The organism is Shouchella clausii (genome assembly GCF_002250115.1).
Classification (GTDB): Bacteria; Bacillota; Bacilli; order Bacillales; family Bacillaceae_D; genus Shouchella; species Shouchella clausii.
On sequence record NZ_CP019985.1, the window covers coordinates 2519364 to 2537648 of the forward strand.

The following is an 18285-nucleotide window of genomic DNA, read 5'->3' on the forward strand; positions in this document are numbered from 1 at the left end:
TTGCTGACTTTGTCGGCAACATCATTCAAATTGTCTATATCTGGAGCACGATTCTTTGTTTTAGGACAAGCATAGGAGGAGAACCATGCTAAAAAATTCCCTAGTTGCCTGTGGCATTTTGCTGTTTTTAAGTGGTTTCTTTTTTTTAGATGAGGGAGAAGCCAATCCATATAAAGAAGAAACCGCGACCATTGACCAGAAGGCTTTTATGGAATTAAAGCTTGCTCATGAAGCGGCAAAATACGTACTTGAGAATCACGAGCAGCAATGGTACAGCCATCATTTTACAAGAACACTTTCGGAAGAAGAACAAGCTGCTTTTCTTGCTATTTCGTTAGAAAAAGAGGCCGAAGTTGCAGAAGAAGGGGAAGAACAGGTGGCCCTTGCTTATAATGGCACGGTCGTCTCGTATGAAAAAGTGGACAATGTTTGGAAAATAGCGCAAGTGGAGGAGGCGCATAGGCAGTGGAACAACAACCACTTGTATCAATAATTACTCCTGTTTATAATTGCGAGACCTTTTTACATGAGACGATTGAATCGGTTTTAGCGCAAACATATGCCAATTGGGAGCTATGGCTGATCAATGATGCTTCTAGTGATGGCAGCAAGTACATTGCTGCTCAATTTGCCGAAGCAGACAGCCGAATCAAGCTCGTTGATTTAGAAAAAAACGGCGGTGCAGCAGTGGCGCGTAACAAAGGCCTAGAAAAGGCAGAAGGCAAGTATGTTGCTTTTTTGGATGGCGATGACCTGTGGCGTCCTCAGAAATTAGAGAGGCAAGTCCGTTTTATGGAGGATACTGGCCATTTGTTCTCGTTTACGAGTTACCGGATTATGAGGGAGGACGGCACGGAGCGAAGCAAAGTGGTGGAAGCGCCGTCTGTCGTCACGTACGAGCAGTTGCTTTCCAACACGATTATTGGATGTTTGACTGTCATGTTAAATCAAGATGCATTAGGACCGCTGCAAATGCCTACAATAAGGACGAGACAGGATTTCATGCTGTGGCTTTCAATATTGAAGAAAGGCTACTCCGCTTACGGGATAAAGGAGGAGCTGGCGGTATACCGCAAAGTCGGCAACTCAATATCAAGCAATAAGTGGCAAGCGGCGAAACGAAATTGGGAAATTTACCGAAAACATGAGGAACTGCCCTGGCTGAAAGCGTGCCGTGTTTTTGCCGGTTACGCGTGGAATGGGATGAAGAAATTGTAAGGAATTTAAAGCGTTTTAAGGGTTCATGAAGAACATGTAAATTGTCCCTTTTATTCGATAGATTTTGCTATTCTTGCTTAAGTAGCAAATTGATAATAAGAATAGCAAAAGCGAGGGTGGCAAACATGGAAGCTTACATACTTGCAATCATTAGCAGCTTTGCGGCAGCCATCGCGGTCACACCCGTTGTGATCAAATGGGCACATCGCTTTGGCTTTGTCGACCAGCCAAACAAGCGAAAAGTACATCAAAAACCAATGCCTCGGATAGGCGGTTTAACATTTATTTTTGGGACAGGAATCGGATTGTTGGCAGTGGCAGACCAGTTGGCGGCTGATTGGCAAACAACAGTCGCAATTTTGGCAGGCGCCTTACCAATCATAGCCATTGGCTTACTTGATGATAAGTTTGCGCTCCGAGCTAGGACGAAGTTGTTGTTTCAACTTCTCTCCGCCTCGATCGTCGTCATCGGCTCAGGAGTGTCAATTGATTTTATTTCAATCCCGTTTGGAGAGCGGATTGATTTAGGCCTGTTAAGCAGTATTGTAACAGTGATATGGCTGATCGCGATGATGAATGCCATTAATTTAATTGATGGCCTGGACGGGCTTGCCGCAGGCGTCGCCATCATCGCGCTAAGCACAATGCTAGTCATTGCGGCAGGAAACCCAGCAGCTTATGGGCTTGTCTTCGCCTTTGGATTCCCTTTAATTGGTAGTATTGGCGGGTTTTTGATATTTAACTTTCATCCAGCGAAGTTCTTTATGGGCGATACAGGCTCGCTGTTTCTCGGATACATGATCGGGATTTTATCAACAATGGGCTTTTTCAAAAGTGTAACGATTGTCAGCGTCGTGGTGCCTCTGTTCATACTCGGCGTACCTATTCTTGATACCGTGTTTGCGATTATCCGCCGCAAACTGAACCAACAAAAAATTGGTTCGCCGGATAAAGGCCATCTTCACCACTGCTTATTAAACAGAGGGTACGGCCACAGGCAGGCGGTGTTGACGATTTATGGCGTTAGCCTCTTGTTCGCAGCTTGTGCAATTCTTTTGTCCATGTCAAGCTTATGGTTCTCACTGCTCGTGTTGATCGTTGTCGCTTTGCTGATCCAACTATGTGCAGAGTGTATAGGCTTAATTGGCGAAAAACGAAAACCACTTTTAAATACGATTAGAAAATGGGCAGGCGCAGGAGCGCCATTAAGAAGCAAATAACAAAGCTCTGGTGCAGTCAGCTTGCACCGGGGCTTTGTCCTTTTCAAGCGGAATGCTGGCATATCGTGGCACAGATCAGGTACGATTAGGAAAAACGCCTTGGAGGAGATAGTATGACAACGATCAATTGGGCAATACTTGGCCCAGGAGCCATCGCTAGCGATTTTGCCCAAGCACTAAACAACATCAACGGAACGATTTATGCAGTCGGTTCAAGGTCGATTGAAAAAGCGCAGGCGTTTGCAAGCAAATTTGGTGTCAAGCATGCGTTTGGAAGCTATGACTCCATGCTTCACGATGAAAACATCGACGCCGTTTATATTGCAACGCCCCATTCCAACCACTATGAATACATTAAAAAAAGTTTACAAAGTGGAAAACATGTTTTATGCGAAAAGGCCATCACGGTAAACGGCCAACAGCTTGAAGAATTAATGAGCCTCGCAAAAGAAAAACAACTTGTGCTAATGGAAGCAATGACCCTTTTTCACATGCCGCTCTATGCCAAGTTGCAACAGGTGATTCGCTCAAATACGTTAGGGCCAGTCAAAATGATCAATGTCACATTTGGCAGTTTAAAGGAAGCGAACCCGCAAAATCGTTTTTTCAATAAAGAACTTGCCGGCGGGGCGATTTTAGACATTGGCACCTATGCGTTATCGTTTGCGCGCTTTTTTTTAGAAAGCCAGCCACATGAAGTGTTGACGACGGTCAAGCCGTTTGAAACAGGCGTTGATGAACAGTCGGGAATTGTCCTTAAAAACAAACAAGAACAGTTGGCAACAATTGCACTAGCAATGCGCTCGAAAATGCCGAAGCGAGGCATTGTCGCCTGTGAGGGGGGGCTACATAACCGTCGATGACTTCCCACGGGCCCAATCAGCGCTGCTCACTTATCCTGATGGCTCAACCGAGGAAATCACAGCAGGCCAGACAGAACATGCCCTCCAATACGAAATCCAAGCGATGGAAGCAGCAATAGCCGGCCAAGGAGACACACATATAGCGCTCTCCCGCGATGTAATGGAGCTAATGGATACCGTTCGCCGCCAATGGGGCATCACGTATCCATTTGAGTAACGGCAGAAAAAGAAGTTTAACATAGCCCGATAACGTCTATTTAGATAAATACACATCTAAAAGGAGGCGTTATCGATGGCAAACGGAACAACCGACAAAATGAAAAGCGCAGCAAACAAAGCAAAAGGAGCAACCAAAGAAGCTGCCGGAAAAGCGGCAGACAATAAAAAAATGCAAGCAGACGGCAAGAAAGACAAACTAAAAGGCAAAGCCCAAGAGGTGGAGGGCGATGTTAAGGAGAGGGTGAAGGATTAAAAAAACGGCCCGATATCGGGTCGTTTTTTTAATCTGAAATGACGATACCTGATCCCCCATGTGGCTGCATGTCCTCTACACTTTCGTACGTGAATAGAGAATAATTGAAAACAAAACTGAAAAGAAACATTACTAAACTAACCTGCACGAATTTCTTTTTCAATTTAAAATGCCCCTTTCATTTGTAAGAACATATTTTTCTTCAAATTTTTCAAACATCCACTTTGTAAAAACAAAATCGCCATCCATCATGGCAAAATGAAGCGCTTCTTTACATAAATGATAGTTATCAGTTGCCATTGACCGATAAAATAAATTAAACTTATTTTTTCCATTTTGCTGCTCAGCCATATCCAGTAATGCTATTGCTTTATCAGGCTGTTTGCGAATAATATATTGGTGGGCTTGTTCTTCAATATCCATGTCTTCATCCAAAGGAAAATACTTTTGGTGCACATTGTGAAGAAAAATCAGGTCATTGTTTTTTATTACATTCGCTTGTGAAAGGACATTCATCTTTTTGTAAAGATTGTAGGAAAAAATCAAGTTCTGTTTTGATTTTTGGAAATTGTTGAAAATATAAATCTGACCAAGTATTTGATGAGCAGAAGCTAAAATGTATTCTTGAGTTGCGGGGTTTACAATGGTGCTTGAGATCAGTTGTTCTGCCTTTTTAACGTTATGTTCAAATAGAAAGTAACTATATGCAAGATTGTTAGCCACTCTTGCAGCTAATACAGACTTTAAATAACCTGGCCGGAGTGTTTTTAAAAATTCAGCTGTTTCGAGTGTAATTGCATGGGCCATTTTATATTGTTTTAATCGATAATAAGCAGAATAGCGCAAGATTTTAAGTTTTGTTATTAAAAGATCGGATTTAATGTAAGGTAATAACTTTTCAGTTTTAGCAAGAACTTCTTTAAAATCAATATTAATGTTATATCTTAAAGTCGAAACAAGTTCATACACTTGGCACCATTCAGTGAGCAAATCGTCGTGTTGATGTTTATCGAGTAAGGCTAATAATAAATCATAATTTCTGTAAGAGGAAGCAAACTCAAAAGCACTTTGCACACTTTCGAGCTTTGTAGCATGATAGCAATACATATTCATGATATCAAGAGAATGATCTTCATCCACATACTTCACGATCGTCAATATATCCTCAAACTCTAGCGAAGGATACTTTTTGGTCAATTGTACAACCGAATCGTATGTAAGCGTTTGTCCACGTTTCATGCCTTCTTTTGCCAGTAACGCCTTGTTTTCTTCACTGATCCAAGCCAAGCTGGTCACCTCCACGTTATCCGGTGTACTAGCACTATAACATAAAAAAGTGCTAGCAATAGCGGGTTTGACATTGGGAAAATTCGTTTATTGCAGTTGGGGATTTTCCATTTTTGAAGAATGAAAACATGAAAAATCCTTAAAATGGCAGTTAGGTAAATGTCATTCCTATTAACTAATAGTATATTTCCCAATAAAAGGGTAAGTTTGTCTGGGCGTTTATTTACTTTAAGTTAAAATCTGCGTACTGTTATTCAAACTGCCAAAGCTGTTGGTCTCAAAGGCGTTTCGGGGAACGTTTGATCAAAGAGAAACCGTCATTGTTAAAGTTTACGGTTGACCTCGCCTGTCTTAGTCCGAGGCTTATTTTTGTCGCAGCATACTTTCGACTTTATCACTTGTAATTACCTGGTTTTTTTAGGCTTGAAATAGTTGAACATGTAAAAGGATTTTTTTATGCTTGATATATATGGAAAAAGAAGGGGTATATACGAATGGATTATTCAGCAAACATTACCCGGTTGAGAAATGAAGTTGGTTCGCTTCGTGGGGAAATTGCGTCCATCCAGCAAGATATCAGGCGTCTTCAAGAGGCGAAAAGCACTCTTATGGAACAACAGGTCTCTTTCCATCACGAAAAGGCACAGTTACAAGAACCAGGGTTAACCGCTGGGGTATGGCATGGAAACGAAGCAAATGACCATGACACCAAGCGTTCTAGTTTAGAAACGTCTTATCGAGCCTCTGAAGACCAGTTGGAAGAGATCATTTCCTCAATTGAAAGGAAAATCAACCTTTTGCGAAGTGATATTCAACACGCACACACACTTATTGACGTTAAACAATCGCAAGTAGCGATGTTCAAGCGTCTGCAAAATGAATCAGGGTGATGAAAATGGCAGAAATCAAAGTAAATGAAAGTAACGCATTAGAAGTGTTTCAACATGTCACAAAGGCTGCAACTGGCTTAGCTTCAATAGAAGCAACAATTGAAATGGCAACATCATCACTTGATGTTCTTGAACAACTTAACCATTTGGAGAAAGCATATCAAGCGCAGCTTAAGTCCTATATGGAAACGTTAAACAAAACGAAACAAGAGAGCCAACAGCTAATTAAAATATACGGGGAAATAGACCGGGCTTTGGCTAATCAATGAAGAAAGGAGCATAGCTAATGAAAAAGTATGTTGCCTCTGAATTTTTCTCTGCCCTCGATAAGATCGACTCGGACATGAATCAGTACACAGAGACATTGAGCAACGTTCATTCTGCTATTCAAGGCGTCGTGAACTTGGGAGACAATCTCACAGGGCAAGGCGGAGAAGCACTCAAAAACTTTTATGCAAACAACCATGTACCGCTGCTTTCCTACTGGACGATGGCCTGCCAACAAGTCAAAATAGCTACGGCAAAAATGCGGATGAACGCGCTAAGCTTTGAGAGCAGCGATGCAGTGATTGATGAAAGCTTTATTGAAGGAGAAGTCATTCCTCAATTAGAAACAAACCAGCGAAGAATCGAAGAACATGAGCACAAAATTAATCATATCATTGCTAGCGTCTCTGACATTGTATCTTTGCCAAGACTTGACACAAGCGCCATACAGACAGGGATACACGAGGCGAAGCAGCATGCAATGAATACGGTTGAAAAGCTCTATGCTTTCGACCATACACAATCAGCAGCGGTCGATCAACTGATTTCGTTGATGGCGCCAATTAGCTCGTTTGTTGCCGGCTTAAATGGAGCGATTGAATCAGGTGTTAGCATTACGGCACTTGCCGGCTACATTGCTTCCCAAGATGTGCCGCCAGAAATAAAAGCGATGCATCCGATGCTAAATGGCACGTATAATGTATTGACTCCGTATCAGAACTTTCAAGACCAAGCCGTACATACACAGAATTTCTTACTTTCGCCAAACCCGTTTGGATTTATTTATTTTAGCAATCCGTTTATCTTAAATGCGGCTAAGCGACTTTATTTGGCTGGTGGCCATATCGATGTGGTCCATCATTATTCGCCAGATCATCAGATTGCAGGAACAACTATTGATGCGAACGGAAACGAGATTGCATCTTCCGCTTACACCGTCGACGCTGAAATTATTAATGATTGGGGCGATGGCCATATTGAGGTTCGTGGTGGAAAAGTGGACTACGATGCACTAGAGGAACAAGGAATTATTCCTAACAGATTTGTTACTAACTCGGGGCATGCCATACACTATACGGATATTGATGGGGAGCTTGTTATATTTATGGATGATCCTGATGTTCATTATTATACGAATGGCTCAGTTCATACGGGATTTAATAGGCTATCAACTTATATTGCTGGTGCTGGAGGCGTATATCTGGGAGGATTATTAATGCATTCTTGGGCAACAAGAGGAATATCAAAAGGCACAGTCCTTATGGAAGAAGTAAAGCAGCCTACAATAATAGACTCTGCTAAAAAAGTTGCATTGGGAACAGGAGGATTGACTAGTGGTTTACCTATAATAACAACACCTATTCCAGGTATTGGTACGGAAGAACGTATATTATGGATAAGTATTGATGAAGGGGAAACATGGGATACCAGGATCTATGTGGAAGTTGATTCAAATGGAAAAGCCCATATGACAGACTACGAAGACCGAAAAGCAGATGGTGTTTTTGGATGGCTTTTTGAGCGTTTTGTTCGGCCACATTTATAATTAGGGGGTCAGATTTATACCCATGAATGAGAAAACAGCTAAATTAACACCAAAGAATAAACTTATTGCATTTGTACTACTCCCCTTATACCAAATCGTATTATTTTTAATAACCAACATAATTGTCATGTATTTAAAAGGAACTTGGTACTTTGATATATGGGGATTTTTAGGATTTTTGATAATAGTACTTGCTGTTTGTTATATTCTCAATCCAGTTTTCGATGCATTTGATTTTAATAATATCTATATTAGAAATGGAGAGGCGTCATTAATTGAGAAAATTAAAAGGTTCAAGGTGGTTTTTATAATATTTACGGTTGCTCCAATATTAGTGGGGCTACTTGCGTTGAATACAAACTAACACTTGTAGGATACGCGGCAGTCTATTGGTATTACAGTTTGGCATTGATTATGCATCATGGATAAATATTCTTTTCCGTCTCGGAACCGATAGGCTACTCGATATTTCGAGACGGAATTTGGTTCAAACGTCTATAAACCTATTAGCTTTTATTTTAATATCGAAATCTTTATATATGCCTATAAAAACCTATTCTTCTGTCTACGTCCCAATCGTTGACTTTTTTACCGATGATAATGATAAAAAGTAGGTGAGTACGATGGAGGATGGACAAAAAAATCAAGAAATGACTATATCAAACAAAATCCAGGCCTTTATTCTAATGCCTGGATATATGATGATCCTCTCGTTTGTTTTATATTACTTATTAACGTTTAGTTTTATTAAGGCAGAGGGGATTATTGCAATCATTTCGTTTCCTTTGGTTTTTTGTTGGATATACGTTCCGCTTTTTAGAGAATATCAATTTAAGGAGATGTATTACAAAGATGGCGATATGCCCATAAAAGTTAAAATTCAAAAACACAAGCAAGCAATCACTGAATATAGCATTATAGCTGTATTTACAACTGGTTTCGCATTGTTATGTCACATATAGCCGTTTGTAACTAAAAGAAGTAGGGCGATTTTGCCCTACACTTTTTTGTTGAACAAAAGATCGTTCCTTCTAATTTGTGAATTTGATGCGATATTGATTCCTATAATATAATTGGTTTAAGTATTCTCTTAATCATTTCAGAAATGTATGTATTCGCATAATATCATGGTCTATAAACGAAAAGTTATTTCCCATCTTCAACAAAGTTGTAGATTATTTCAGTTCCCAAGATGACAAGTCGGTGATTAGATGGAACAACATGAGGAAAGAAAGATGGACTTACGTAACAAATTTCAAGCTTTTGTGTTGATGCCTGGCATTATTATGTTAGTAGCGTGGATGCTCTATTTCATTTTCACTTTAGGGAAAATGAATTATCAAGGGGTGATTCCAGTGATTGCAGCCCCTTTGATTCTTTGCTGGGTATGTAATCCCTTCTTTGAAATAAACGAATATAAGGAAATGTTTTATGAGGATGCAGAAATGCCTCTAAAAGACAAAATAATGAAATACAGACCAACACTAGCAGGATACGCGGCGATCACTATTGGCATTGCAGTTTGGGCATTGATTATGCATCACGGATAATATGCATCACGGATAAATTTTTCCGTCTCGAAACTAAGAGATTACTCTATATTTCGAGACGGAATTTGTTTTAAACATTAACTATTAACCATAATAGCTTTTATTTAATTATAGAAGCCTGTAAGGTTTTAAAACCAGTGACACTAGAATCTATGTACAAGTTGATAAAAATCAACAATGACAGATTACGAAGATAGATCACCAGAAGGACCCATAGGATGGCTTTATGAACAATGGATTGGGGATTCATGAAAAACATAAATGGAAAAGAAATCAAATTAAGCCGAAAAAACAAGTTTGTTGCTTTTGTTCTATTGCCGCTTTATATGATCATCGCCTTTCTAATAGGCTATACAGTGGGCCTTGAGATAGCTAGCAAATGGTATGATTCAATGGCAATCATCACGTTCATAATAGCGGTACTTGTGCTTTGTATTATATTGAACCCAATTTTCAATGCGTTCGACTTCTATGACATATATGTTGTGAATGGGGAATTAAGCCTAAAGGAAAAAATGAAGAAGTTTAAAGCAGCTTTCATAACATTCACTCTTATTTCTGTTGTTGCAGGCTTATGGGGAGGGGTATTTTAACTTGATTTACAATGAGAATTTATAAGTATCCCTCGCTGGGGCTAACAGCGGGGCTCTTTTCTAAAGAATAATTTTCCTAAAGCGATTCTTTCCCATGGGACACTATCGTTTAACTATTCATCGCAAACATTGTGACAAGTGTTATTTGTCAAGCGAGTATACGTCCTAGTCATTGAAGAGGAGATCGCTGCTAATAATTACCCAGTAGATGCTAAAACCGTGTTTTTGGATGGCTTTTCAACCGTTTTGTACGACCGCATTTGTAAAGGAGGGGGCCAATTCATCCATGAAGGAGAAAATAGCTAAACTAACACCAAAGAATCGATTCATTGCATTTGTGTTACTTCCTTTATACCAAGTTGTGATGTTTACGATTGGATATTTGTTTTCTTTTAATATAAGCGGAGGAAACGGTATATGGAGTTTTGTGGGGTTTCTTCTTGTGACATTTTTTGTTTGTTTTATATGTAATCCAGTTTTCAACGCATTTGAGTTTGATAATATTTACATTGAAAATGGAGAGTTGTAAACGCTAGAATAAAGTTGACACTTTTTGATCGATAAGATTTTACACTTTTGCTCAATCAATCTACCTCTTTAGTAAAATAGATCGTGATGTTATTTTACTGGGGGTTAGGATCTTGGAGGAGAAGTTAGTGTTATATATTAAGATTCAGGAATTACATAAGAGAAAGTTTAAAGTAGCGCAAATCGCTAAGGAGCTTAAAATCTCAAGACCGACTGTCTATAAGTACTTAGAAATGACATTCGATGAGGCAAAGGCGTATACTGAACAGCCCTTGGGAAAGAAGAAAAAACTAGATCACTATAAGGACTGGATACTGGCCTGGCTCGAAGAGTATCCCCACCTAAGTAGTGCTCAGATCCATGATTGGCTTTTAGAAAGATACCCCGACCTAGTGGTCGGCGGAAGTACTGTAAGAACATATGTGAGGGGGGTGCGAGAAGTTTATCAGATTGAGAAAAAGGGGATTGTCCGGCAATACGAAGCAGTTCCTGAACAACCAATGGGTAAACAACTCCAGGTAGACTGGGGAGAAACAAAACAGAAAACAGTGAACAACAAGGAAATCAAACTGTACTTTATTGCCTTTGTACTCGTTCACTCGCGACAAAAATATATGGAATGGCAAGCACGTCCATTCACCACAAGAGATGCGATTCGTTGTCACGAACATGCCTTCCAGTTCTATGGAGGACGAACCGAAGAAATTGTCTATGATCAGGATCACTTAATCTCAGTAAGTGAAAATGCAGGTCAACTACTTTTAACAGCTGAGTTTCAAAGCTATGTAAACGAGCGTAAATTCAACGTTCACCTTTGCCGAAGAGCGGATCCAGAATCTAAAGGGATGATTGAAAATGTAGTGAAATACATAAAAGGCAACTTCGCTGACAGTCGTGTGTTTAGAGATATAGAAGATTGGAATGAACGGGCAAGGCAATGGCTCAAGCGTACGGGAAACCACCAGGTTCACCAGACAACGAAAAAAAGACCAGCAGAAGTGTTTCTCCTCGAAAAGCAACACTTACAGCCAGTCTCTTCGTTACTTTCATATGAAAGTACCCATAACCAAAGTATAACAAGAAGTGTTAGTAAGGACAATACGATCCGGTACAAGTCAAACCGTTACTCTGTCCCACTGGGGACTTATCAAAATAGGAGTGAGAATCTTGTGTGGATTGAAATAAGGGAAGAAGATCACAACGCCCTGATCATCCGCAAAGAAGCAAATGGTGAAGTGATTGCCGAGCATAGGATCAGCTCTGAAAAGGGAAAGCTGATTCAAAACCGTCACCATACTCGTGATCGCTCCAAAGGTGTGGAAGAGTTTAAACAACGTCTCCTCTCTCACTTTAAAGATCAGGTTCAGGCAGCTGCCTATTTAGATGAGATTAGCCAAAGATACCCGAGGTATCGGAGAGATCAGTTTACAATTATTCATAAGGTGAGCCAACAATACCCGGCTATAATTGATACTGTTTTGGCCAAGTGCACGACAGAAAAGCTTTACAATGCGAATGACTTTCGCGATATCGCTCATCACCTTGATGCTTTACGAGATGAGCCGATTGAAGAAGCACAATCTTTTTACACGAGTCCGCCAAACCATTCTCATCTCAAAGCCTCTACCCGTTCTCTAAATGCCTATACTAGCATTTTAGGAGGTAGAACATGATGAACAAAACCGTACATGAACTACAAGATCACTTTCGTCAGCTACGCCTAGCAGAGACTGCGGAGGAGCTGCCACAGCTTCTTCGCGAAGCTGAAAAAGCATCATGGACCTACTTGGAATTTTTAGAGTCTCTCACTCGATATGAATTAGCCAAACGCGAAGAGAAAAGCCTTGAGAAAAGAATGAAATGGGCACGCTTCCCTTTCGTGAAGTCATTAGACGAGTTTGAGCTGAAAGGACAAAACGTTCTGACGGCTCGTCAGCTTTCTCAACTCCGAGAATTAAGCTGGCTGGAGCAACACTATAATCTTATCCTTTTAGGGCCTCCTGGCATCGGTAAAACGTATATCGCAATTGGACTTGGACTTGAGGCTGTTTACAGAGGGTTTAATGTTTATTTCGCTACAATGGGTGAACTGGTGCAGCTTCTAAAATCAGAAGAATACCTGAACAAATCTAAAGTTCAGCTTAAGAGAATTAGAAATGCCGACTTAGTGATTATTGATGATTTAATGTATATGGCCATGGACCAGAGAGAAGCAAACCTATTCTTTCATTTAATTAACCATTTATACGAACGAAGTTCGATTATCCTGACATCAAATAAGAGTCCAGATGAATGGGGCAATTTAATCGGAGACCAAGGCATCACCACTGCGATTTTAGATCGCTTACTTCATCGTGTGGAAGTGATCCATGGTAGCGAAGAAGAGAGAAGTCACAGGATGAAAAATCGGAAGAGCATTTTTTCAGCAGATGTGTAAAAAGGAAACGAGCAAAAAGTGTAAATTTCAACTTGACGTCTACAAGAGTTAGGGCTTAGAGAAAAAATCGCAAAGTTTAAAGGCGTTTTTATTATTTTTACGGTTGTCCCTATCATCATAGGATTTTATGGCTAACATTTATTTTAATGGGGTAACCACCTATCGGTATTGCAGTTTGGGCATTGATTATGCATTACCGATAAGTTCTTTTATCGCGAAACCAAAGGTTCATCTATATTCGAGACGGAATTTGTTTTAAACATCAACTATAAACCTATTAGCTTTTATTTTAATATAGAGACATGACCTGTTCCTTCCGTTGGTACAGAAGAACGTATTCTATGGATAAGTATTGATGAAGGGGAAACATGGGATACCAACGTGTATATAGAAGTTGATGCAAACGGAAAGACACATATGACTGACTACGAATTTATGACGGAACCTACTTTCCAATCATTGCACGGCAATAATCACCCATTGCTCGATAAGCCTTGTCTTTCCAAATCCAAAAGCCGTGTCTTCATTTCTAATCCGCCACGGTAGCCAGTTAATGATCCATTCTTTCCTACTACACGATGACATGGTACGGTGATTAATACTGGATTCGCTCCAATCGCCGCCCCTACAGCTCGAACGGCTGCTGGTTTATTTATAGAATTGGCAATGTCGGAATAGGACCTAGTTTGTCCGTACGGAATTGCACAAAGTGCGTTCCAGACTGCAAGCTGGAATGCTGTTCCATCGTAATCAAATGGAACCGTAAAGGTTTTCCTTTTTCCTTCTAAATACTCGGTGATTTCAACCGCATAGGGCTCAAGCTTTTCAGCTGCTTCCACCAAAGGACTTCCGCTAAAGCGTTTCTTAGCCCATTCGGACAATTCCTCGAATGGTTTGTTCGGTGAGCCAACAAACACAAGTCCCTTAGAGGTTGAAGCGATATAAAAATTCAAATCTCTAAACGTTAGCAAAGACCAATATAAGGTTGGTTTGTTGTTTGATTCCATTTTACCGTTCCTCCATTTTACTGATTTGACGGAAGTGTGCTGGTGTATGTCCCATTTTCTTCTTAAATAAAGTAATAAAATAGGACGTGTTAGGCATACCTACACTTATGGCGATATCCGCAATCGCTTTATTTGTGTGAAGCAAATACTCTTTAGCAGCGTTTAATCTAACTTGTTGGATATATTCGACTGGTGTGATGCCTTTCATTTTTTTAAACGTTCGATGCAAATGATAGGGACTCCCGTGAGCAATCTCTGCTAACGTTTCTAGCGTTAACTTTTCGATGAAATTTTTATCAATGTATTCAGTTATAACAGCCACCCATTCACGATCAGGCAAGCTCTCATTCGTAGGCTTGCAACGTTTACAAGGGCGGAAATTGGCATCGAGAGCTTGTTTTGCGTTTGAAAAAATACGTACATTTTCTTTTTTAGGAACGCGAGATTTGCATGACGGTTTACAGAAGATCCCTGTGGTCTTTACGGCATAGAAAAATTGATTATTGTACGAGGCATCATTGTCTATAATTGCTTGCCACTTTTCATTTGTCATCAGGTTCTTGTCATTCAAAACTCCATGACTCTGTTGAAATGAATGATTGATACGATCCGGCATTACTCTCACCTCTCCTTCCAATATCCTCCCCTTAATGGGACTCTTCCTTTTCTGTTTAGCATCTTTGATAACTAACACTATAACCTCATAAATAAAAAAATATAAGGTGTTTAGAATGTAATAGCAAGATAACAAAATTAGTACTGATTATTATGTGATAAAGTGAACTTCAATCAGTGTGAGTTTTCTTGGTAATAATAAAGTGAGGAGATGAAAAAGTGACATGGCATGAAATCAACGATGAGATTATTATTGCATTAGCTGAAGAGTTTGACATGAATTCTAACCTAGGCTATCTAAAAAGGGAAAAAAATGAATGTATGTATGAAATCGAGAACGATATCATTACAAGAATGATAGCCATTGGGGAAATTCGGTTCTTGATACAGATAAGCGTCATTGATAAGATGGTTGTTCAGTTTTTAAATGATTCTAGACCTACCGAAAAGTGGCAACGAGAAAAAATTGTAAAATATATTCATGAATGGTTTGATCTTGATAACGATTTAACCCCATTTTACGAAATGGCAAAAGCAGATCCATTACTTAAAATGACGGTTGAAAAATTTTATGGATTGCGAGTCGTCGGCATTCCCGATTTATTTGAGGCTTTATGTTGGGGTGTTCTAGGGCAGCAAATTAACTTAGCGTTTGCGTACTCATTAAAAAAGCAATTTGTAGAAGGATTTGGCGATTCCATCGAATGGAATGGTAAAAAGTATTGGGTCTTCCCACCGTACGAACGAATTGCACAGTTGACAACTACCGACCTAGCAGATATTAAAATGACGGTGAAAAAAAGTGAATATATAATTGGAATTGCCAAGCTTATGGCAAGTGGAGAATTGTCGAAGGAAAAATTAATAAAAATGGACTTTAAAGATGCTGAAAAAAACTTAATTCAAATACGAGGTGTTGGTCCTTGGACAGCCAATTATGTTCTAATGCGATGTTTGCGATTTCCTGCCGCTTTTCCAATCGATGATGTCGGTTTGCATAATGTAATTAAGCTACTTACAGGATCTGAAACAAAACCAACAAAAAAAGAAATCAAAGAGTATGCTGCTGCTTGGACAAATTGGGAAGCCTATGCAACGTTTTATTTATGGAGAACCCTATATTGATGTATTGTTAAAACGGAGAATGCAACATAATTTACAAGGGGGGAGGGAAATACCTGGATGTGGCAAAATAGTTTTCCTCTTAATGAAAACAGGAGAGAAAAAGTGAGAACACTATTCAGGCCTATCACATTAGGTATTAGACAGTATTCATACGACAGGAGATTAACAAATTTGTACTGGCAAAATATTTTAGAATACATTAGCTAGTTAGCTAAACAGAGGAGTTTTAGAGTTTCCTCTTTACCCAATTCACGGGAAGGCTAGCTGGATGGGAAATTTTATAGAACCAGCACAACCGTTTCCCATCCAGCTGATGCCTGTCCATTTGCCTTAGTCGCAATTAAATCTGAAATCAGTTGCTATTTTTCATTTACGAAATAGAATGAAAGCGCTATAATGTGGTGGACTGAAGGGAGAGTGGTGACATGAAAGCGTTAAAGGCTGGCATTGTCGGTTGCGGGAATATTAGTGACATTTATTTTCAAATGAATAACCGGTTTGATGCGATTGACATTATTGCCTGTACAGACTTGAATTTTGCGCAAGCAATGAAGCAGGCGGACCGCTACAGCGGCGTGGAAGCAATGGAAATGGATGATTTTTTCGCCAATGAAGATATTGACATCGTTATTAATTTAACTACGCCGTCTGCCCACTATGTCGTCCATAAACGGGCGCTTGAAGCGGGCAAACATTCATATGGCGAAAAACCATTAGCGCTAACGCTTGAGGAAGCAGATGAACTGCAAGCGCTTGCCGACGAAAAAGGGCTGCTGTTAGGGGCTGCTCCTGATACATTTCTTGGCGGCGGTTTGCAAACGTGTAAAAAACTAATTGATGACGGCTGGATTGGAAAACCGGTTTCGGCAAACGGATTTATGATGAGCCATGGCCCAGAAAGCTGGCACCCAAATCCGGACTTCTTTTATAAAGTCGGGGCTGGTCCAATGTTTGACATGGGCCCGTACTATTTAACTGCGCTGATCTCTTTGCTTGGCCCAATTAAGCGTCTGACAGCTTCGGCTGGCAAGGCATATACAGAAAGAATGATCACGTCTGCGCCAAAATTTGGCGATACGATATCAGTGGAGACGCCAACCCATTTAGCCAGTGTGCTTGATTTTGAAAATGGTGCAATCGCCACGCTCGTTACAAGCTTTGATGTATGGGGCTCAAAGACGCCGAACTTAGAAGTACACGGCACAACAGGGTCGTTGCTTTTGCCTGACCCGAATACATTTGGCGGGCCCGTTTATGTGAAGAGGCAAGGAGAACAAGAGTTTCAAGAAGTTCCGCTCATTTATGGCTTCCAAGACAACAGCCGTGGCCTCGGCGTGCTTGATATGGTTCATGCCATTCAAGAACGTCGTCCGCACCGCGCAAATGGGCGCATGGCTTACCATGTCCTTGAAGCTATGCATGGCGTTCTTGCCTCATCAGAGAATGAGCGCTCTTATTATATGAAGAGTAGTTGTGCACAGCCAGAGGCGTTGCCACTAACAATGACCACAAGAGGGTTTTAAGAAAACATACCTGCCGAACGATCCTTTAAGTAAGGAGAAGTCGGCAGTTTTTTTCGTTTGCTTGGTTTCACTGTAAATGGTTGCCGATGACGCCACGTTGTGCTTCGCAGCAAAGTAGGCTAAAATCGAATGTGAGAGACACATTGCGGAGGGATGCATGTGGGTTATTCAATTGACAAAAAAAAGTTTAAGCTTTTTACGGTTCGCTCCAATCCATTGCTGACAAATGAAATCGCTTCTTTGCTCGGTTGTGCAATTGGAAAAAGTTCGGTCAAACGCTTTAGTGATGGCGAGGTGCAAATCAATATCGAGGAAAGTGTCCGTGGTTCTGAAGTGTTTGTCGTTCAATCCACATCACAGCCTGGCAATGAGCACGTAATGGAACTATTGATTATGATCGATGCGCTAAAGCGGGCGTCTGCAAAAGAAATCAATGTGGTTATTCCCTATTTTGGCTATGCTCGCCAGGACCGCAAAGCTCGGGCACGTGAGCCGATTGCAGCCAAACTGGTTGCTAATTTGCTGGAGACGGCAGGGGCAGACCGGATTTTAACTGTAGATTTGCATGCTCCGCAAATTCAAGGGTTCTTTAATATTCCTGTTGACCCTCTTCAAGGGCTGCCGCTTTTAGCGCGTTATTTCCAAAACAAAGCGCTCCAGCAACCTGTAATTGTGGCGCCAAATCATTCTGGGCTTGGCCGCGCTCGGCGGTTAGCGGAATATTTGGATGCGCCGATTGCCTTCATCGATAAACGCCACCCAGAACCAGGGTTTCCACAAGCTGTGAACATTGTCGGCGACACAGAGGGAAGGGAAGCGATTATTGTTGATGATTTAATTGATACGGCGGCCACTGTGACATTAGCGGCCAATGCGTTGCAAGAAAACAAAGTGAGTGCAATTTATGCGTGTTGTACGCATCCTGTTTTGACAGGACCAGCAATTGAACGGTTGCAAATGGCGCCAATTAAAGAGATTGTCGTCACCAACACGATTGAATTAGACGACGATAAAAAGGTTGGGAACTTGACTGTGCTTTCAATTGCCCCGCTGTTGGCAGAAGCAATTTACCGAGTTCATCGGGAGCAATCGGTGAGTACGCTGTTCCAGTAACCCCTTGCTTGGGAAAGGGAATCTCCCAAAG

General features: G+C 40.7%; 20 protein-coding genes and 1 pseudogene. 18 read left to right on the forward strand and 3 right to left on the reverse strand.

The features are described from left to right. The first annotated feature begins 85 nt into the window (after window positions 1-85). The 5 genes and pseudogenes from BC8716_RS11990 to BC8716_RS12010 all read left to right on the forward strand — a co-directional run bounded on the left by BC8716_RS11990 (window position 86) and on the right by BC8716_RS12010 (window position 3773). On the forward strand, window positions 86-493 hold the full coding sequence (locus tag BC8716_RS11990; protein WP_094425980.1) for a hypothetical protein: 408 nt from the start codon (window positions 86-88) through the stop codon (window positions 491-493). After that, on the forward strand, window positions 466-1218 hold the full coding sequence (locus tag BC8716_RS11995; RefSeq protein WP_094425982.1) for a glycosyltransferase family 2 protein: 753 nt from the start codon (window positions 466-468) through the stop codon (window positions 1216-1218). The genes BC8716_RS11990 and BC8716_RS11995 overlap by 28 nt, the downstream gene beginning before the upstream one ends. 125 nt (window positions 1219-1343) lie before the next feature. Further along, entirely contained in the window at window positions 1344-2438 is a 1095-nt protein-coding gene (locus BC8716_RS12000) for a glycosyltransferase family 4 protein (protein ID WP_094425984.1), read from the forward strand. Between the two features lie 113 nt (window positions 2439-2551). Beyond that, window positions 2552-3518: pseudogene (locus BC8716_RS12005) on the forward strand (Gfo/Idh/MocA family protein). Window positions 3519-3593: 75 nt separating this feature from the next. Then, on the forward strand, window positions 3594-3773 hold the full coding sequence (locus BC8716_RS12010) for a CsbD family protein (protein ID WP_094425986.1): 180 nt from the start codon (window positions 3594-3596) through the stop codon (window positions 3771-3773). 159 nt (window positions 3774-3932) lie between these two features. Here BC8716_RS12010 and BC8716_RS12015 read toward each other — a convergent pair whose 3' ends face one another. Then, complete coding sequence (locus BC8716_RS12015; RefSeq protein WP_094425988.1) at window positions 3933-5060, reverse strand: AimR family lysis-lysogeny pheromone receptor; 1128 nt, start codon at window positions 5058-5060, stop codon at window positions 3933-3935. A 494-nt stretch (window positions 5061-5554) separates the two neighbouring features. On the opposite strand from BC8716_RS12015, the gene BC8716_RS12020 reads away from it, so the two are divergent. From BC8716_RS12020 to istB, 10 genes are all read left to right on the forward strand, one after another. Continuing rightward, window positions 5555-5950, forward strand: a complete 396-nt coding sequence (locus tag BC8716_RS12020; protein ID WP_011248002.1) for a DUF5082 domain-containing protein — start codon at window positions 5555-5557, stop codon at window positions 5948-5950. Window positions 5951-5955: 5 nt separating this feature from the next. After that, the gene (locus BC8716_RS12025; protein ID WP_035202847.1) at window positions 5956-6219 is read left to right on the forward strand and encodes a DUF5344 family protein; all 264 of its coding nucleotides are present in this window, start codon (window positions 5956-5958) and stop codon (window positions 6217-6219) included. Window positions 6220-6236: 17 nt separating this feature from the next. Continuing rightward, window positions 6237-7763 (forward strand): LXG domain-containing protein, encoded by a 1527-nt coding sequence (locus BC8716_RS12030; RefSeq protein ID WP_094425990.1) that lies wholly within the window; start codon window positions 6237-6239, stop codon window positions 7761-7763. A 22-nt stretch (window positions 7764-7785) separates the two neighbouring features. Continuing rightward, window positions 7786-8127 carry a hypothetical protein gene (locus BC8716_RS12035; protein ID WP_094425992.1) on the forward strand — a complete coding sequence of 114 codons (342 nt, stop codon included), beginning with the start codon at window positions 7786-7788 and terminating at the stop codon, window positions 8125-8127. A 259-nt stretch (window positions 8128-8386) separates the two neighbouring features. Continuing rightward, a complete protein-coding gene (locus tag BC8716_RS12040) occupies window positions 8387-8725 on the forward strand; it encodes a hypothetical protein (RefSeq protein ID WP_094425994.1) in 339 nt (112 codons plus the stop codon). 249 nt (window positions 8726-8974) lie between these two features. Continuing rightward, window positions 8975-9313, forward strand: a complete 339-nt coding sequence (locus tag BC8716_RS12045; RefSeq protein WP_142300624.1) for a hypothetical protein — start codon at window positions 8975-8977, stop codon at window positions 9311-9313. 248 nt (window positions 9314-9561) lie between these two features. Further along, window positions 9562-9906 carry a hypothetical protein gene (locus BC8716_RS12050; RefSeq protein ID WP_142300625.1) on the forward strand — a complete coding sequence of 115 codons (345 nt, stop codon included), beginning with the start codon at window positions 9562-9564 and terminating at the stop codon, window positions 9904-9906. 286 nt (window positions 9907-10192) lie between these two features. Further along, complete coding sequence (locus tag BC8716_RS12055) at window positions 10193-10435, forward strand: hypothetical protein (RefSeq protein WP_094425999.1); 243 nt, start codon at window positions 10193-10195, stop codon at window positions 10433-10435. 127 nt (window positions 10436-10562) lie between these two features. Next, window positions 10563-12107, forward strand: coding sequence for an IS21 family transposase (gene istA, locus BC8716_RS12060; protein WP_094429138.1), 1545 nt, complete (start codon window positions 10563-10565; stop codon window positions 12105-12107). After that, window positions 12107-12871 carry an IS21-like element IS643 family helper ATPase IstB gene (istB, locus tag BC8716_RS12065; RefSeq protein WP_094429144.1) on the forward strand — a complete coding sequence of 255 codons (765 nt, stop codon included), beginning with the start codon at window positions 12107-12109 and terminating at the stop codon, window positions 12869-12871. Before istA ends, istB begins: the two co-directional genes overlap by 1 nt. Window positions 12872-13344: 473 nt before the next feature. On the opposite strand, the gene adaB is transcribed toward istB, so the two are convergent. Then, on the reverse strand, window positions 13345-13878 hold the full coding sequence (adaB, locus tag BC8716_RS12070; RefSeq protein WP_094426001.1) for a methylated-DNA--[protein]-cysteine S-methyltransferase: 534 nt from the start codon (window positions 13876-13878) through the stop codon (window positions 13345-13347). A gap of 1 nt (window position 13879) precedes the next feature. Then, window positions 13880-14494, reverse strand: coding sequence for a bifunctional transcriptional activator/DNA repair enzyme AdaA (locus BC8716_RS12075; RefSeq protein ID WP_094429245.1), 615 nt, complete (start codon window positions 14492-14494; stop codon window positions 13880-13882). 218 nt (window positions 14495-14712) lie between these two features. On the opposite strand from BC8716_RS12075, the gene BC8716_RS12080 reads away from it, so the two are divergent. The 3 genes from BC8716_RS12080 to BC8716_RS12090 all read left to right on the forward strand — a co-directional run bounded on the left by BC8716_RS12080 (window position 14713) and on the right by BC8716_RS12090 (window position 18254). Continuing rightward, window positions 14713-15618 carry a DNA glycosylase gene (locus BC8716_RS12080; RefSeq protein WP_094426003.1) on the forward strand — a complete coding sequence of 302 codons (906 nt, stop codon included), beginning with the start codon at window positions 14713-14715 and terminating at the stop codon, window positions 15616-15618. A 425-nt stretch (window positions 15619-16043) separates the two neighbouring features. Beyond that, entirely contained in the window at window positions 16044-17141 is a 1098-nt protein-coding gene (locus BC8716_RS12085; RefSeq protein ID WP_094426005.1) for a Gfo/Idh/MocA family protein, read from the forward strand. Window positions 17142-17294: 153 nt separating this feature from the next. Next, on the forward strand, window positions 17295-18254 hold the full coding sequence (locus tag BC8716_RS12090) for a ribose-phosphate diphosphokinase (protein WP_094426008.1): 960 nt from the start codon (window positions 17295-17297) through the stop codon (window positions 18252-18254). The last annotated feature ends 31 nt before the right edge of the window (window positions 18255-18285 follow it).

What these genes read in the sequence shown, in the direction of transcription:
- BC8716_RS12010 (WP_094425986.1), top strand. Translation starts at nt 3,594, where the DNA reads ATGGCAAACGGAACAACCGACAAAATGAAAAGCGCAGCAAACAAAGCA.
- BC8716_RS12055 (WP_094425999.1), top strand. Translation starts at nt 10,193, where the DNA reads ATGAAGGAGAAAATAGCTAAACTAACACCAAAGAATCGATTCATTGCA.
- istB (WP_094429144.1), top strand. Translation starts at nt 12,107, where the DNA reads ATGAACAAAACCGTACATGAACTACAAGATCACTTTCGTCAGCTACGC.
- BC8716_RS12040 (WP_094425994.1), top strand. Translation starts at nt 8,387, where the DNA reads ATGGAGGATGGACAAAAAAATCAAGAAATGACTATATCAAACAAAATC.
- BC8716_RS12045 (WP_142300624.1), top strand. Translation starts at nt 8,975, where the DNA reads ATGGAACAACATGAGGAAAGAAAGATGGACTTACGTAACAAATTTCAA.
- BC8716_RS12075 (WP_094429245.1), bottom strand. Translation starts at nt 14,494, where the DNA reads ATGCCGGATCGTATCAATCATTCATTTCAACAGAGTCATGGAGTTTTG.
- BC8716_RS12035 (WP_094425992.1), top strand. Translation starts at nt 7,786, where the DNA reads ATGAATGAGAAAACAGCTAAATTAACACCAAAGAATAAACTTATTGCA.
- BC8716_RS12020 (WP_011248002.1), top strand. Translation starts at nt 5,555, where the DNA reads ATGGATTATTCAGCAAACATTACCCGGTTGAGAAATGAAGTTGGTTCG.
- BC8716_RS12000 (WP_094425984.1), top strand. Translation starts at nt 1,344, where the DNA reads ATGGAAGCTTACATACTTGCAATCATTAGCAGCTTTGCGGCAGCCATC.
- BC8716_RS12090 (WP_094426008.1), top strand. Translation starts at nt 17,295, where the DNA reads ATGCATGTGGGTTATTCAATTGACAAAAAAAAGTTTAAGCTTTTTACG.
- BC8716_RS11990 (WP_094425980.1), top strand. Translation starts at nt 86, where the DNA reads ATGCTAAAAAATTCCCTAGTTGCCTGTGGCATTTTGCTGTTTTTAAGT.
- adaB (WP_094426001.1), bottom strand. Translation starts at nt 13,878, where the DNA reads ATGGAATCAAACAACAAACCAACCTTATATTGGTCTTTGCTAACGTTT.
- BC8716_RS12030 (WP_094425990.1), top strand. Translation starts at nt 6,237, where the DNA reads ATGAAAAAGTATGTTGCCTCTGAATTTTTCTCTGCCCTCGATAAGATC.
- BC8716_RS12050 (WP_142300625.1), top strand. Translation starts at nt 9,562, where the DNA reads ATGAAAAACATAAATGGAAAAGAAATCAAATTAAGCCGAAAAAACAAG.
- BC8716_RS12025 (WP_035202847.1), top strand. Translation starts at nt 5,956, where the DNA reads ATGGCAGAAATCAAAGTAAATGAAAGTAACGCATTAGAAGTGTTTCAA.
- BC8716_RS12085 (WP_094426005.1), top strand. Translation starts at nt 16,044, where the DNA reads ATGAAAGCGTTAAAGGCTGGCATTGTCGGTTGCGGGAATATTAGTGAC.